Annotated in this window: 15 protein-coding genes and 1 other annotated feature; of the genes, 6 read left to right on the top strand and 9 right to left on the bottom strand. The window is 49.8% G+C overall.

Annotated elements, in window-relative coordinates:
* Nucleotides 1-287 precede the first annotated feature (287 nt).
* The 3 genes from clpB to rluD all read right to left on the bottom strand — a co-directional run bounded on the left by clpB (nt 288) and on the right by rluD (nt 4,725).
* A complete protein-coding gene (gene clpB, locus J5224_RS14875; protein WP_264626119.1) occupies nt 288-2,867 on the bottom strand; it encodes an ATP-dependent chaperone ClpB in 2,580 nt (859 codons plus the stop codon).
* Between the two features lie 135 nt (nt 2,868-3,002).
* The gene (gene yfiH / locus J5224_RS14880) at nt 3,003-3,737 is read right to left on the bottom strand and encodes a purine nucleoside phosphorylase YfiH (protein WP_264626120.1); all 735 of its coding nucleotides are present in this window, start codon (nt 3,735-3,737) and stop codon (nt 3,003-3,005) included.
* A 10-nt stretch (nt 3,738-3,747) separates the two neighbouring features.
* On the bottom strand, nt 3,748-4,725 hold the full coding sequence (gene rluD / locus J5224_RS14885; RefSeq protein WP_264626121.1) for a 23S rRNA pseudouridine(1911/1915/1917) synthase RluD: 978 nt from the start codon (nt 4,723-4,725) through the stop codon (nt 3,748-3,750).
* A 133-nt stretch (nt 4,726-4,858) separates the two neighbouring features.
* On the opposite strand from rluD, the gene bamD reads away from it, so the two are divergent.
* From bamD to pheA, 4 genes are all read left to right on the top strand, one after another.
* The gene (gene bamD, locus J5224_RS14890; protein ID WP_264626122.1) at nt 4,859-5,593 is read left to right on the top strand and encodes an outer membrane protein assembly factor BamD; all 735 of its coding nucleotides are present in this window, start codon (nt 4,859-4,861) and stop codon (nt 5,591-5,593) included.
* Between the two features lie 324 nt (nt 5,594-5,917).
* A complete protein-coding gene (gene raiA, locus J5224_RS14895) occupies nt 5,918-6,250 on the top strand; it encodes a ribosome-associated translation inhibitor RaiA (protein WP_264626123.1) in 333 nt (110 codons plus the stop codon).
* 157 nt (nt 6,251-6,407) lie between these two features.
* Nucleotides 6,408-6,531: a sequence feature (Phe leader region), on the top strand.
* Entirely contained in the window at nt 6,409-6,456 is a 48-nt protein-coding gene (gene pheL / locus J5224_RS14900) for a pheA operon leader peptide PheL (protein ID WP_196907589.1), read from the top strand. Its footprint overlaps the feature before it by 48 nt.
* A 54-nt stretch (nt 6,532-6,585) precedes the next feature.
* Nucleotides 6,586-7,743: a bifunctional chorismate mutase/prephenate dehydratase gene (gene pheA / locus J5224_RS14905; RefSeq protein ID WP_264626124.1), complete on the top strand. Its 1,158-nt coding sequence runs from the start codon at nt 6,586-6,588 to the stop codon at nt 7,741-7,743.
* A gap of 43 nt (nt 7,744-7,786) precedes the next feature.
* On the opposite strand, the gene tyrA is transcribed toward pheA, so the two are convergent.
* Nucleotides 7,787-8,908 (bottom strand): bifunctional chorismate mutase/prephenate dehydrogenase, encoded by a 1,122-nt coding sequence (tyrA, locus tag J5224_RS14910; protein WP_264626125.1) that lies wholly within the window; start codon nt 8,906-8,908, stop codon nt 7,787-7,789.
* Nucleotides 8,909-8,914: 6 nt separating this feature from the next.
* Nucleotides 8,915-9,988 (bottom strand): 3-deoxy-7-phosphoheptulonate synthase, encoded by a 1,074-nt coding sequence (locus tag J5224_RS14915; RefSeq protein WP_264626126.1) that lies wholly within the window; start codon nt 9,986-9,988, stop codon nt 8,915-8,917.
* A gap of 218 nt (nt 9,989-10,206) precedes the next feature.
* On the opposite strand from J5224_RS14915, the gene btsR reads away from it, so the two are divergent.
* Both btsR and J5224_RS14925 read left to right on the top strand, forming a co-directional pair.
* Nucleotides 10,207-10,923 (top strand): two-component system response regulator BtsR, encoded by a 717-nt coding sequence (gene btsR, locus J5224_RS14920; RefSeq protein WP_264626127.1) that lies wholly within the window; start codon nt 10,207-10,209, stop codon nt 10,921-10,923.
* 30 nt (nt 10,924-10,953) lie between these two features.
* On the top strand, nt 10,954-11,301 hold the full coding sequence (locus J5224_RS14925; RefSeq protein ID WP_264626128.1) for a DUF2799 domain-containing protein: 348 nt from the start codon (nt 10,954-10,956) through the stop codon (nt 11,299-11,301).
* Nucleotides 11,302-11,329: 28 nt separating this feature from the next.
* Here J5224_RS14925 and J5224_RS14930 read toward each other — a convergent pair whose 3' ends face one another.
* From J5224_RS14930 to rimM, 4 genes are all read right to left on the bottom strand, one after another.
* Nucleotides 11,330-12,364 (bottom strand): hypothetical protein, encoded by a 1,035-nt coding sequence (locus tag J5224_RS14930; protein ID WP_264626129.1) that lies wholly within the window; start codon nt 12,362-12,364, stop codon nt 11,330-11,332.
* Between the two features lie 207 nt (nt 12,365-12,571).
* Nucleotides 12,572-12,919 (bottom strand): 50S ribosomal protein L19, encoded by a 348-nt coding sequence (gene rplS / locus J5224_RS14935; RefSeq protein ID WP_222157879.1) that lies wholly within the window; start codon nt 12,917-12,919, stop codon nt 12,572-12,574.
* Between the two features lie 59 nt (nt 12,920-12,978).
* Nucleotides 12,979-13,734 (bottom strand): tRNA (guanosine(37)-N1)-methyltransferase TrmD, encoded by a 756-nt coding sequence (gene trmD / locus J5224_RS14940; RefSeq protein ID WP_264626130.1) that lies wholly within the window; start codon nt 13,732-13,734, stop codon nt 12,979-12,981.
* Between the two features lie 38 nt (nt 13,735-13,772).
* The gene (rimM, locus tag J5224_RS14945) at nt 13,773-14,321 is read right to left on the bottom strand and encodes a ribosome maturation factor RimM (protein ID WP_264626131.1); all 549 of its coding nucleotides are present in this window, start codon (nt 14,319-14,321) and stop codon (nt 13,773-13,775) included.
* Nucleotides 14,322-14,334: the final 13 nt, after the last annotated feature.

Below are 14,334 nucleotides of genomic sequence, written 5' to 3' on the forward strand. Positions count from 1 at the left end.
CACATCTACCGTGGCGCGGGAGGCGTATATTACGCTGCACCGCTGAAAAGTCAACGTTAATTTTTCAATTTCGCGTTCGGCTTTTCTGTTTTACTTCTTACTGTTACCACAACCGCGTGTCGCTGTTGCCGTGTCAGTGGAGGCGCATTATAGGGAGTTCTTTCGCGCTGACAAGCGCTAAATGCAAAAAAAATTCCAAGCGCTTATTTTTAACACAACCACTCTGTATAAAAAAAGCGGCACCTCTGTGCCGCTTAATACTTTTACCATATAAAACATAATGTTAATCACTGTCTAGCAACAATATGCTTTTCGCTGCCCTCAACATCCAAGGTGACCGGTTTTCCCGGAATCAATTTGCCCGAAAGAATTTCCTGGGCCAGCGGGTTTTCAATCTGCTGCTGGATAGCACGTTTGAGCGGTCGAGCACCGTAAACCGGGTCAAAACCACTTAGCCCCAATTGTTCCAATGCCGCCTCGGTCATCGTGACCTGATAGCCACGTTCTTCTAGCCGCTTGTACAACCGCTGCAACTGAATACGCGCGATGGACATAATGTGTGCCTGACCCAATGGGTGGAATACCACAACTTCATCAATACGGTTGATAAACTCCGGCCGGAAACGATGGCTGACCACATCCATAACCATGTCACGCATCCCGACATAATCCATTTCACCGAAATGTTCCTGAATGAGATCGGACCCCAGGTTCGAGGTCATCACGATAACGGTATTACGGAAATCCACCGTTCTGCCTTGCCCATCCGTCAAACGGCCATCGTCGAGCACCTGCAACAGAATGTTGAATACATCTGGGTGGGCTTTTTCAACTTCATCAAGCAGGATCACAGAATAAGGACGCCGCCGAACCGCTTCGGTGAGATATCCCCCTTCTTCATACCCCACGTATCCCGGAGGTGCACCTACCAAACGAGACACCGAGTGCTTTTCCATAAATTCAGACATGTCGATGCGCACCATAGCGTCATCGCTGTCGAACAAGAAGGCCGCCAGTGTTTTACACAGTTCAGTTTTCCCCACCCCGGTTGGCCCCAGGAACAGGAACGATCCAATGGGTCGATTAGGATCGGAAAGGCCTGCACGACTGCGACGAATCGAGTTCGCCACGGCACTGACCGCTTCATCTTGCCCGATAACGCGCTGATGAAGTTCTTGCTCCATACGCAGCAGCTTGTCTCGTTCACTTTCCAACATGCGCGCAACGGGAATTCCCGTCCATCTGGCTAGCACTTCGGCAATTTCAGCATCGGTCACTTTATTGCGTAACAGGTGCATGGTTTTCCCTTCCGCCTGCGTCGCCGCTGCTAGCTGTTTTTCAAGCTCAGGCAAGCGCCCATACTGCAACTCCGACATGCGAGCGAGATCGCCCTGACGACGAGCTTGCTCCAGTTCAATTTTCGCTTGTTCCAATGCGGCCTTGATATTTTGCGTACCGCTGAGAGAGGCTTTCTCCGCTTTCCACTCTTCTTCAAGTTTGGAGTAGTCACGTTCTTTCTGATCAAGCTCTTCGTTCAGCACAGACAGCCGCTTTTGACTGGCCTCATCGGACTCTTTTTTCAGCGCCTGCTGTTCCAGCTTTAACTGGATGATGCGCCTGTCCAAGCGATCCAGTGATTCCGGTTTCGAATCCATCTGCATACGAATGCTTGATGCCGCTTCATCAATCAGGTCAATGGCTTTATCCGGCAGTTGTCTGTCGGCAATGTAGCGGTGCGACAACATGGCCGCCGCCACAATCGCCGGGTCAGTGATTTGCACGTGATGGTGCAATTCATAACGTTCTTTAAGCCCACGCAGAATCGCGATCGTGTCTTCAACATTGGGTTCCGCCACAAACACCTTTTGGAATCGGCGTTCCAGCGCAGCGTCTTTCTCAATGTATTGCCGGTATTCGTCCAGCGTGGTCGCGCCAACGCAATGCAACTCGCCGCGCGCCAATGCGGGCTTGAGCATGTTACCCGCATCCATTGCACCGTCTGCTTTGCCCGCGCCAACCATGGTATGCAACTCATCGATAAACAGAATGACGCTGCCTTCCTGTTTTGCCAGATCGTTCAACACGCCTTTCAGGCGTTCTTCAAATTCACCACGGTATTTAGCACCGGCAATCAATGCCCCCATGTCTAACGACAGCACGCGCTTGTGTTTAAGCCCTTCTGGCACTTCACCGTTGACGATACGCTGGGCTAATCCTTCTACAATTGCCGTTTTCCCGACGCCAGGTTCACCAATCAGCACCGGGTTATTTTTAGTACGGCGTTGCAGCACTTGAATCGTTCTGCGGATCTCTTCATCACGGCCAATAACCGGGTCCAATTTGCCCTGTTCAGCGCGTTCGGTTAAATCGATGGTGAATTTCTTTAGCGCTTGTCGCTGATCTTCCGCATTTTGATCGTTTACCGGTTCACCACCACGTATCTGATCAATGGCTTTAGAGACCGCTTCTTTGGTTGCCCCGGCACGCGCCAGGAGATCGCTTAACGTGCCGCGAGTATCCAGCGCTGCCAGCAAAAACAGTTCAGAAGAGATAAACGCATCACCGCGCTTCTGTGCAATCTTGTCACACAGATTGAGAGTACGGACGAATTCATTGGAGGGTTGCACATCGCCGTCAACGCCCTGCACTTGCGGTAAACGCGCGATGGCCTGTTCTATGTCCGCTTTCAGACGAACAGCGTTGACGCCTGCCGTGGTCAACAGCGGGCTAACCGTACCGCCTTCCTGCTGTAACAACGCACTCATGACATGTAACGGGTCGATAAACTGATGATCCTTACCGAGCGCCAGAGACTGCGCATCCGCAAGGGCAAGTTGGAATTTATTGGTAAGACGATCCAGACGCATAACTCCTCCCATACATACTGGTCAAAATTGCTACTGGAGATTAAATGAGGTCATCCCTCAAAATTTCAAGATTATTTTGCCAGTAATAATAGAAGGAATGCAGTTACTTGCCATGGATCGTCTTAATTCAGTAGGTTATATCAGCCAGATTAAACTTGCCATACGACCTGTAGTTCCATCGCGGCGATATGAGAAAAATTTGTCGGCCTGAGTCACAGTACAGGCATCGCCACCAAAAATTTTCGTCACGCCCTGAGCTTGCAAGCGCAAACGTGCCAGTTGGTAGATATCGGCAATGAACTTGTTATCCTTAGCGATAAATGCGTCTGCGGCGGCAGGATGCTGTTCAATAAACGCATCACGCACCTCAGGGCCAACCTCAAATGCCCGCGGCCCTATCGCCGGCCCAAGCCATGCCATCACGGACGATGTCGGGGCGCGAAAATGACGCAATGTTGCTTCCAGCACGCCAGAACACAAACCGCGCCAGCCCGCGTGCGCGGCAGCCACTTCATCACCGCTCTGCGCGCAAAACAGCACCGGCAAACAGTCTGCGGTCATCACCGCACACACCAAACCGGGTTGGTTGGTGTAGGCCGCATCGCCGGTCGGCACATCTGATGCCGAAGACGCTAATGAAACCACCTGCGTTCCGTGCACTTGATTGAGCCACTGCGGCATGGCGGGCAAATCGGCCAATGTGACCAGCCGCTGACGATTAGCTAACACCGCCTCTGGCCGATCGCCTACGTGCGCACCAAGATTCAACGACTCATAGGGGGTTTGGCTCACGCCGCCCATACGCGTGGTACTACAGGCACGCACACGTTGCGGTGCAGGCCAGTCAGGCAGTATCAGTTCGCTCGTCATCAGCCTCTCGTCACCAATCATATTGATCTTTGAACGCTTCGGCGTCCGCTTTTAATACCTCAATCAAATCAACCATATCTTGTGGTATAGGGGCATGCCACTCCATTTCTATCCCACTGATGGGATGATAAAGGCGCAGCATGGTCGCGTGTAGCGCTTGACGATCGAAAGTGCGCAGTGCTGTCACCAGCTCCTCTGATGCTCCCTTAGGCAAGCGAGGACGGCCGCCATAAAGTTGATCGCCCACCAGCGGGTGGTTGATGTGCGCCATGTGAACGCGGATCTGGTGTGTACGACCCGTTTCAAGACGCAGGCGTAGGCGCGTATGGCTGCGAAAATGCTCCATAATGCGGTAATGCGTCACCGCCGGTTTTCCCATAGGATGCACCGACATATGGGTACGTTTAGTGGGATGGCGGCTCATGGGTTCATTGACCGTGCCACCCGCCGTCATGCGACCAATCGCAACGGCTTCGTACTCACGCGTGATTTCACGCGCCTGAAGCGATTCCACCAGTCGCGTTTGCGCTGGCACGGTTTTCGCTACCACCATCAATCCCGTGGTGTCTTTATCCAGGCGGTGCACAATGCCCGCACGCGGTACGTCACCAATAGCCGGAAAATGGTGCAGCAACGCATTGAGTACGGTGCCATCCGGGTTGCCTGCGCCAGGGTGAACCACCAGATCGCGCGGTTTATTGATCACCAGAATGTCTTGATCTTCATAAACGATATCCAGTGCGATATCTTGTGCTTCCCAGCGAACCTCTTCATCGATCAAGGCATCAATCGTAATGGCTTCACCGCCTAACACTTTCTCTTTTGGCTTATTTATCATATTGCCGTTAATCTGTACCCGATCGTCCAGGATCCATTCTTTTATGCGAGAACGTGAATAATCAGGGAACAATTCGGCCAAAGCCTGATCTAACCGTTGACCGAGTTGAGACTCAGCCACCGTTGCGGTGAGTTGTACTTGTTGTGCCATAGTTGCAGCTTCTTCGTTAACGTTGGGTTTTCGCGGCGATGCCGTTTAAAATAATGTACTATTGTAGCTAGTCTTACCCGGGAGCGTAACGGCCAGTCTCCCGGCATAACACTCTGAGGATAATCAAAACGTTATGATGCGTATGAAATATCTGGTGGCTGCAGCCACGTTGAGCCTGGCGCTAGCGGGTTGCTCCAACAGCTCCAAGGATACGGTTCCTGACAGCCCGCCTTCTGAAATTTATGCTACCGCTCAACAAAAATTGCAGGACGGTAACTTTAAAGCAGCAATCACGCAGTTGGAAGCATTGGATAACCGATATCCTTTCGGGCCCTATTCTCAGCAAGTGCAGCTTGACCTGATTTATGCCTATTACAAGTCCGCAGAACTGGCGATGGCGCAAGCCTCCATTGACCGCTTCCTGCGCCTCAACCCGACACACCCAAGTGTGGACTATGTCCTGTACATGCGTGGTTTAACCAACATGGCCCAGGATGATAGCGCACTTCAAGGGTTCTTTGGCGTTGATCGCTCTGACCGCGACCCACAATATGCACGCGCGGCTTTTCGTGACTTCCGCCAGTTGCTGCAAGCGTATCCTCGCAGCCAGTTTGCCACGGATGCGGGCAAACGTCTGGTATTCCTGAAAGAGCGTTTAGCTAAATACGAACTTTCAGTGGCGGAATACTACACCAAACGCGGTGCCTACGTCGCCGTTGTTAATCGTGTAGAACAGATGATGCGTGATTTCCCGGACACGCAAGCAACAAGAAAAGCGCTTCCGTTAATGGAAAATGCGTATAGAGAGCTCCGGCTGCTGGGTCAGGCGGATAAAGTCGCGAAAATCGTTGAGGCCAATCCCGCTTAACCAAAGAGCGGCACAGTCCCTACTCACACGCGTAAACATAAAAAAACGGCAACCTTGGTTTGCCGTTTTTTTATTCGGGCGCCGGAACAGCATCCAAACATCATCCCGCCACTGCTCTTGTCTGGACGCCATCGATCTCATTGATAATGCCACCAGTTGCATCAGGCCTCAAGCCTTGCGTCACGCTTCCTCTATGCGCTTCACAAATTGCAACGCGGTGATCCGACCAGCCAAATAAAAGTGACTTAGATCACGATTTTTATCCCATTTACAGCTATGCTGAAGCTATCTAAGTGAGACGGCACAAGCAGAGAGGTATGTTCTATGACGATCAACATTACCAGTAAGCAAATGGAAATCACCCCCGCAATACGTCAGCATGTCGAAGACCGTCTAACCAAGCTGGATAAATGGCAAACTCACCTGATTAACCCACATATTATTTTATCCAAAGAACCGGTGGGTTTTGTTGCCGACGCGACCATCAGTACGCCCAATGGTCCCTTGGTCGCCAGCGCCAAGCATGAAGATATGTACGCTGCCATTAATGAGCTGCTCGCGAAACTGGAGCGCCAACTGAACAAGATGCAGCATAAAGGAGAAGCCCGTAGGGCAACGACGGCCGGCGTCAAAGACGCGGATATTGAGCTGTCATAACCGACCAGATAACTGTAGCCAACAACGCGCCGTCAGGGCGCGTTTTTGTTTCTGAGGAGAAAGCCCCTTCGCTTTTTAGTTGACAGAACGAAAAGCCAACAGTTACTTTACAGGGGTACTTTTACCCCATGAACGCGTAAGCACTGAACAGGTAACCGATGAGCCACACACCGTTTTTCTTCGTATTCTTTTTTACCTTCCCCTGATTGGGAGGCGATTCGTCATATTGAAAGAATACGAAGACGAACCAGAAAGCCTCCTGAACAGGGGGCTTTTTTTATGCACTTATTTATACGCACCGTATGGATAAAAATGAGTTTACAGGTAACACAACCATGACAGACAACCCTTTACTGGCCTTACGTGAACGCATCACCGAGTTAGATTTAAAGCTGCTTGAACTGCTGGCCGAGCGGCGAGAGTTGGCATTGGAAGTGGCCCGCGCGAAGTTGCACACGCATCGCCCGATTCGCGACAAAGAACGAGAAAGAGATTTGCTGGATAAACTTATCGAAGCGGCAAAACCCTATCATCTCGATGGACACTACATTACGCGCTTGTTTCAACTGATTATTGAAGACTCCGTGCTAACGCAGCAGGCACTGTTGCAGCACCATCTTAACCCCACCGGAGCCCACTCGGCGCGTGTCGCCTTTCTTGGCCCCAAAGGCTCTTACTCCCATCTGGCTGCCCGGCAATATGCCGCGCGCCATTTTGAACAGTTGGTCGAGTGCGGCTGCCAGAAGTTTCAGGATATCTTCGCGATGGTGGAAACCGGTCAGGCGGACTACGGCGTCCTGCCTATTGAGAACACCACGTCGGGTGCAATCAATGACGTGTACGATCTCCTGCAACATACCGGGCTGTCGATTGTGGGCGAACTCACCCACCCTATCGATCACTGTATGCTGGTCGCAACCGACACGGATTTAAGTCAAATCACGACCGTCTACAGTCACCCACAACCCTTCCAGCAGTGCAGCCATTTTATCCAGCGCTATCCACAGTGGAAAATCGAGTATTGTGAAAGCACAGCGGCAGCGATGGAAAAAGTCGCCTCATTGAATTCCCCCCACGCCGCTGCGCTGGGCAGCGAAGCCGGTGGATCACTTTATCAACTGCGCGTGCTGGAACATAACCTGGCGAACCAGACCCAAAACACCACCCGCTTTATCGTGTTGGCACGTAAGCCGATTGATGTCTCTGAGCAAGTCCCCGCCAAAACCACGTTGATCATGGCGACAGGTCAGCAATCGGGGGCATTGGTAGAAGCACTGCTGGTGCTACGCGAACACAGCATCATTATGACAAAACTGGAATCTCGTCCTATTTACGGTAACCCCTGGGAAGAGATGTTTTATATTGATGTGCAGGCTAACCTGCGTGGGGATGAATTACAAAAAGCACTGAAAGAGTTATCGGGCATTACGCGCTCGCTGAAAGTGCTCGGCTGTTACCCCAGTGAGAACGTCGTTCCCGTTGAGATGCACTAAAATTGTCACTCCCGGCTTCAGGCCGGGAGTTGATTCATGCCGTTCAGGTACGACTATCGTTAGCTTGTTTCAGCAAAGCGCGACTTTCCACCTGAAAGCGCTGGGCATAATCGCCAAACCAATGCTCCACTTTCTTGAAGCTGGCGATAAACGCCGCTTTGTCTTTGCTTTCCAACAGCGCAATCGCTTCGCCGAAACGGGCGTAATAGCGTTTGATCAAGGCCAGATTATTTTCGGATGACATGATGATATCGGCATAAAGCTGCGGGTCTTGTGCGAACAACCGTCCTACCATCACCAACTCCAACCGGTAAATCGGTGAAGACAACGCAAGCAACTGCTCAAGCTGCACATTCTCCTCCGCCAAATGCAACCCGTAGGCAAACGTGGCAAAGTGACGCAATGCCTGAATAAACATCATATTTTGATCGTGTTCAACCGCACTGATGCGATGCAGTCGTGCGCCCCATACCTGAATTTGCTCCAACAGCCATTGATACGCTTCAGGCTGGCGACCATCACAATACACCACGACTTGCTTGGCAAGGCTACCGCTGTCCGGTCCGAACATCGGGTGCAAACCCACTACCGGGCCGGAATGTGCCGCCAGCATCGCCTGCAACGGCCCATTTTTCACCGAAGCAAGATCCACCAGAATACAATCCTCCGGCAAGCGCGGTAACTGTGCGATCACCTGTTCCGTCACGTGAATGGGCACACTGACGATCACCATGCCAGCATCCGCCAACAGGCTCTCAGCCTGCGGCCAATCGTCTTTTTCCAACAGCCTTACTTCGTAGCCAGACAAACGCAGCATTTTTTCGAACATACGCCCCATCTGCCCGCGTCCACCTACAATGACGACAGGCCGCAGTTGCGGACACAGCGTTTTAAAGCCTTTGTCATTTTCACTGGCATAGGATTCTCGCATCACCCGGCGCAGAACATCCTCAATAAGATCCGCAGGCACGTTGAGTGCCTCGGCCTCTTCACGACGAGAACGCAGCATCGCAGCCTCGCGATCGGGAGCATAGATAGGGAGACCATAGCGGCTTTTTACTTCTCCGACTTCTGCCACGAGTGCCAGCCTGCGCGCCAACAAACCAAGCAGCGCCTTATCCACCTCATCAATCTGATCCCGCAACGCGGTCAGTTCTGCAACCATGTTCTGTTATTCTCCCAACGATGAACGGCGTGCCGCCCCTAGCTCCTGATGCACCGATCTCAGCAACGCATCGGTGCTTTCCCAATTGATGCAAGCATCCGTCACCGATACACCATATTGCATTGCCGAACGCGGTTGTTCTGATGACTGATTGCCTTCATGAATATGGCTTTCCAACATCATGCCAATAATGGAACGGTTACCCGCTTTAATTTGCTCAACAATGGATGACACCACCTGCGGTTGGCGGCGGTAATCTTTATTCGAGTTGCCATGGCTGCAATCTATCATGAGTGAAGGCGTTAAGCCCGCAGCCTGCATCTGTTTTTCACATTCCGCGACATCTTGTGCGCTGTAGTTCGGCTGCTTGCCGCCACGCAAAATAACATGACCGTCGCTGTTACCCTGGGTTTGCAGCAGGCAGACCTGACCAGTCTGGTTGATACCCACAAAACGGTGCGGCATTGCGGCAGCTTTCATCGCATTAATGGCCGTGCCCAGGCTACCATCGGTGCCATTCTTGAAACCCACGGGCATCGAAAGGCCAGAAGCCATTTCACGGTGCGTCTGCGATTCAGTGGTACGCGCACCAATCGCTGACCAACTGAACAGATCGCCCAGGTATTGTGGACTGTTGGGATCCAATGCTTCTGTCGCCAAAGGCAGCCCCATGTTCACCAGGTTCAGCAGCAGCTCACGTGCAATATGTAACCCCGCCTCCACGTCGAAGGAGCCATCCATATAAGGGTCATTGATGAGACCTTTCCAACCGACGGTAGTACGCGGTTTTTCAAAGTAAACGCGCATGACAATGTACAACCGATCGCTCAATTCGGCTGATAGCGTATGCAAGCGGCGGGCATACTCCAACGCGGCATCCGTGTCGTGAATGGAGCAAGGTCCACACACCACCAATAAACGGTTATCGCGACCGTGGATAATATCGGAAATGGTACGGCGCGCCGTGGCTATCGCCTGCTCTTCTTGCACATTGAGCGGGAATTTTGCCTTAAGCTCGTCGGGCGTAATCAGTACTTGTTCATCGGCAATATTGATGTTGTTGAGCGAATCTTTTTGCATGTTCATTTTCCTGGACAGTTCTTGAGTAGCGTAGCGCGCTTTCCGCCGCCACATTGATTTCAAGATACCACAACATGTAAAGATTTCAATCCATATAGTGTAAATATAAAATTACTGATTTACCCTCCCATGAATCTTACGTTCGCCTCGCGGCTTACGGGCTTTCCTCGCTTATCTCAATGCAAATAGTGATAGAATCAGTGCAACAGGAGGAAAGCATGCTGAGAGCCATCCTAATTGACGACGAGCAACTGGCTCGCGAAGAGTTGTTGCTATTACTGGATAAAGAAGATGACATTGAGGTGATAGCGCAGTGCAGCAACGCGCTGGAAGCGATACCGGTAATTAACCGACTTCAACCGGATGTGATCTTTCTAGATATCCAGATGCCGAAAATCAGTGGGTTGGAACTGGTTGCCATGCTCGACCCTGACAGCATGCCTTATGTTGTTTTTGTCACAGCCTATGACGAATACGCGGTGCGCGCTTTTGAGGAACATGCCTTTGATTATTTGCTCAAGCCGCTGGACAATCAGCGACTGACAAAAACGCTTAATCGTCTTCGCCGCGGCACATCCGTAAATAAAAATGTACAACTCATTGCGGAGCCTCAACTGAGACACATTCCGTGCCACGGTCACAACCGTATTTTTCTCCTCAAGATCGAAGAAGTCGAATACCTTTGTTCAGAGCTGAGTGGCGTTCACGTCGTAGGGCTCAATCAGTCCGGTTATACCCAGCTCTCGTTAAAAACGCTGGAAGAGAAAACGCCTTTTGTACGCTGCCACCGCCAATATATGGTGAATACCGAATTACTTCAGGAAATACAGTTGATGGATAACGGTGGCGCAGAAGTCATTACCCACACGGGTAAACACATTCCAGTCAGCCGGCGCTATCTCAAAATTTTAAAAGAGAAGCTTGGCATTACCTGATGCCAAGCCCTTTCCAATGAGGATGTTGGGATGAAATTTGGGTACATATTATCCATGACATTGCTACTTGTGAGCTGCCAGACAAGCCAGATGTCTGTGCCAGAAAAGTCTAACTTTCTTTGGTACAATATGGGGTTTAGTGATGCAATGAGCGGGAATGTGGTGAAAGATAATGATGCTTTAGTTGAGTGGTCTGGTGATACAGCCGTTGAGCGGACTCCCTATTTACGTGGTTATCAGGATGGGCAGGCCACGTTGTGCCATACGGATCAAATGAAAGCATGGGGGAAAACAGGCAAAGACTTTCCCGCCAGTTGTGATGGCGCAGAGAATGCTGAGCAATTAAAAGCCGATTGGTTAAGTGGGGCAAGTCACTAGTTTAGAGACGATGAATTATCCCCGATTGTTACCGACCTTTTAATGCAGGAATCTTCCCCATTCCACAATAAATGTCTGGAAGTGCCGAATTAGGATTAATTTTATCAATAATGCTGTTGATACATTCAGTTGGGCTGGAATAATCAGCATCATTTAAATGCTCAACAATAATTTTATACACTTCATATATATCTTTGAACACAGTGCTATGCTCCAAATTTAATTTAATATAGCAAACCTCTTTATTATTACCTACATGCTTATTTTTACCGCCGGCCGCACTAAACACATACATATCTTGGTTTGGCGCAACAAGACCTAGTACTTTATGTTCACTATGTTCAATAACGCCAAGGAAATCCTTCACCTTTGTCATAAAGGCAAATGAATACATCCCTTGCGTAAATATCGTTTTCAGCTCAGCGCTAATAGTTTCTTCTTTATATATCATTGGGTGTGCAGGAGGGTAAATTAACATCGCATTCTCAGCCACAGTCACCATCTCAGCGTCAGCATCCATTCTAGCCTTAATGCATGTTGCTCGTTCGATTAGACTTGGAAATTTATCTGAAAGCTCTCGCTTATTATTGAGCACATCAACAGTCAACATTCGTGCGATCTGAGATAGTGTTTTGTTTATATAGATTTTTTTATCCTCTCTTGTACCAATACGTGCCCCCCAAGGACGCGTCTCTCGCATCACAGTACAGTAACCATTTTTACTGGTCACCTCTTCTATAAACTCAATTTTTTTCCCATACCCCAAAGGGATAATAATTTTTTGCATATTTTCATCAATTGCTCCTAGCAGCATTTCTGTCATTCTCACATAATCTAGTAATGCAGCTTCTCTTCTATTCCCCTCAATATACAGGATTAAATAATGGCTTAACCCGAGCGTTATGAGTCTCAATATTTTCCTAGCATCCTCACTCAGTGCAACTTTATTGACGGGTGAATCTAACCCTCCCTTTAATACACTACATTCACCAGAAGAGATTGAACTCTCATACTCATTCAAAAATGCACAATATGTCGATGAACAAGATATTTGGTTAGCCATTTATATGCACCCTATTAGATGATTAAAAATCAAAAGTAGCACACAAGCAAAAATACTCACCATTAGGCATTAACCCCAATACCCATCATTACATACATGACTATAATTACATTGAAAGGATATAAAATTAAAAGCATAAAAAAAGGGCTTAGCCACTGGCCAAGCCCTTGATAACTAAAAGCTTTTGGATGTCGCGTTAGCGAACTCTTAGTTAAGACGCTCTTTGATACGAGCAGACTTACCAGTGCGCTCACGCAGGTAATACAGTTTAGCCTGGCGTACTGCACCACGACGTTTCACAGTGATGCTGTCAACAACCGGAGAGTGAGTCTGGAATACACGCTCTACGCCTTCGCCGTTAGAAATTTTGCGAACAGTGAATGCAGAGTGCAGACCGCGGTTACGAATAGCGATAACCACGCCCTCGAATGCCTGCAGACGTTTTTTGCTACCTTCAACGACCCATACCTTCACTTCAACGGAATCACCCGGACGAAATGCAGGTACGTCCTGTTTCATCTGCTCTTGTTCAAGCTGCTTAATAATGTTGCTCATAATATGTCTCTTACCCTAGGTAAACTGATACATGAGTACGCGCACCGAAGTGCAGCGCCCTAATCCTCTCGTTGCTCGGGCTGATGTTCACGTTGGAACTCAGTCAGCAACGCCGTTTGCTCGTCAGTCAGAGCTAGGCTTTTCAGAAGTTCAGGTCTTCTAAGCCAAGTTCGGCCAAGCGACTGCTTTAATCGCCAGCGACGTATTTCAGCATGGTTTCCCGACAGTAACACCGGGGGAACCTCCACGCCTTCCAGCACTTCAGGACGAGTGAAGTGCGGACAATCCAACAGCCCATCCGCAAAGGAGTCCTCTTGTGCAGAAGACTCATGCCCCAGCACGCCGGGAATAAAACGGGATACCGAGTCGATAAGCACCATTGCTGGCAACTCACCACCACTGAGAACGTAATCCCCAATTGACCATTCTTCATCAATTTCGGTTCTGATTACGCGCTCGTCAATCCCTTCATACCGGCCACACACCAGAATCAACTTCTGATAGGTTGCGAGCTGCCTTACGCCCTGTTGATCCAGCTTACGGCCCTGCGGTGACAAATAAATCACCTTGGCGCCGTCGCCTGCCGCGGCCTTTGCTTCATGAATAGCATCCCGCAAGGGTTGCACCATCATCAGCATACCGGGGCCACCACCATAAGGTCGATCGTCCACGGTACGATGCCGATCGTAAGTGAAATCACGAGGATTCCAACACGTTACGTTCAGCAGGCCATTTTTTACTGCCCGACCAGTGACTCCATAATCAACCACTGCGCGAAACATCTCGGGAAACAGGCTAATCACCCCAATCCACATTTTTTCGTTCCACTCAGTTCGTTCGTTTGATTCAGAGCTCAAAAACTCGGGTCCCAATCTACTTCAATCGTTTTCGTAGAAAGGTCTACGTGCTTGATAACCTGTCCGGTCAGAAACGGAATCAACCGTTCCTTCGCGCCGAAGGCATCTTTCAGGTTAGCTTTGACCACCAATACATCGTTAGAACCGGTTTCCATCATATCAATGACTTTGCCCAGCTGATATCCCGCAGATGTAACGACTTCGCAGCCAAAAAGATCCTTCCAGTAATAATCACCTTCCTCCAAATCAGGAAGCTGGGCAGAATCTACAACGATCTCAGCGTTCGTTAATAAATTTGCCGCATCGCGATCATCAACACCTTTTACTTTGATGATCAGATCCTGATTGTGGTGTTTCCAGCTTTCGATCTCGACAATTTGCCAGGATCCCTGAGACTGGATGTACCAAGGCTGATAATCAAAAATGCTTTCGGTTTCTTCGGTGGAGGAAAACACTCTGAGCCAACCCCGAATACCATACGTTGACCCCATTTTTCCCATCACGATGGGATTAACAGGAGATGACGGGTTAAGTTGCTTGCTCATTGTCACCACCGCA

The organism is Candidatus Symbiopectobacterium sp. NZEC135, from assembly GCF_025962695.1.

Coding starts and splice junctions, on each gene's coding strand:
- yfiH (WP_264626120.1), bottom strand. CDS start 3,737: ATGACGAGCGAACTGATACTGCCTGACTGGCCTGCACCGCAACGTGTG.
- rplS (WP_222157879.1), bottom strand. CDS start 12,919: ATGAGCAACATTATTAAGCAGCTTGAACAAGAGCAGATGAAACAGGAC.
- pheA (WP_264626124.1), top strand. CDS start 6,586: ATGACAGACAACCCTTTACTGGCCTTACGTGAACGCATCACCGAGTTA.
- rimM (WP_264626131.1), bottom strand. CDS start 14,321: ATGAGCAAGCAACTTAACCCGTCATCTCCTGTTAATCCCATCGTGATG.
- J5224_RS14915 (WP_264626126.1), bottom strand. CDS start 9,988: ATGCAAAAAGATTCGCTCAACAACATCAATATTGCCGATGAACAAGTA.
- clpB (WP_264626119.1), bottom strand. CDS start 2,867: ATGCGTCTGGATCGTCTTACCAATAAATTCCAACTTGCCCTTGCGGAT.
- J5224_RS14925 (WP_264626128.1), top strand. CDS start 10,954: ATGAAATTTGGGTACATATTATCCATGACATTGCTACTTGTGAGCTGC.
- J5224_RS14930 (WP_264626129.1), bottom strand. CDS start 12,364: ATGGCTAACCAAATATCTTGTTCATCGACATATTGTGCATTTTTGAAT.
- raiA (WP_264626123.1), top strand. CDS start 5,918: ATGACGATCAACATTACCAGTAAGCAAATGGAAATCACCCCCGCAATA.
- tyrA (WP_264626125.1), bottom strand. CDS start 8,908: ATGGTTGCAGAACTGACCGCGTTGCGGGATCAGATTGATGAGGTGGAT.
- trmD (WP_264626130.1), bottom strand. CDS start 13,734: ATGTGGATTGGGGTGATTAGCCTGTTTCCCGAGATGTTTCGCGCAGTG.
- rluD (WP_264626121.1), bottom strand. CDS start 4,725: ATGGCACAACAAGTACAACTCACCGCAACGGTGGCTGAGTCTCAACTC.
- bamD (WP_264626122.1), top strand. CDS start 4,859: ATGATGCGTATGAAATATCTGGTGGCTGCAGCCACGTTGAGCCTGGCG.
- btsR (WP_264626127.1), top strand. CDS start 10,207: ATGCTGAGAGCCATCCTAATTGACGACGAGCAACTGGCTCGCGAAGAG.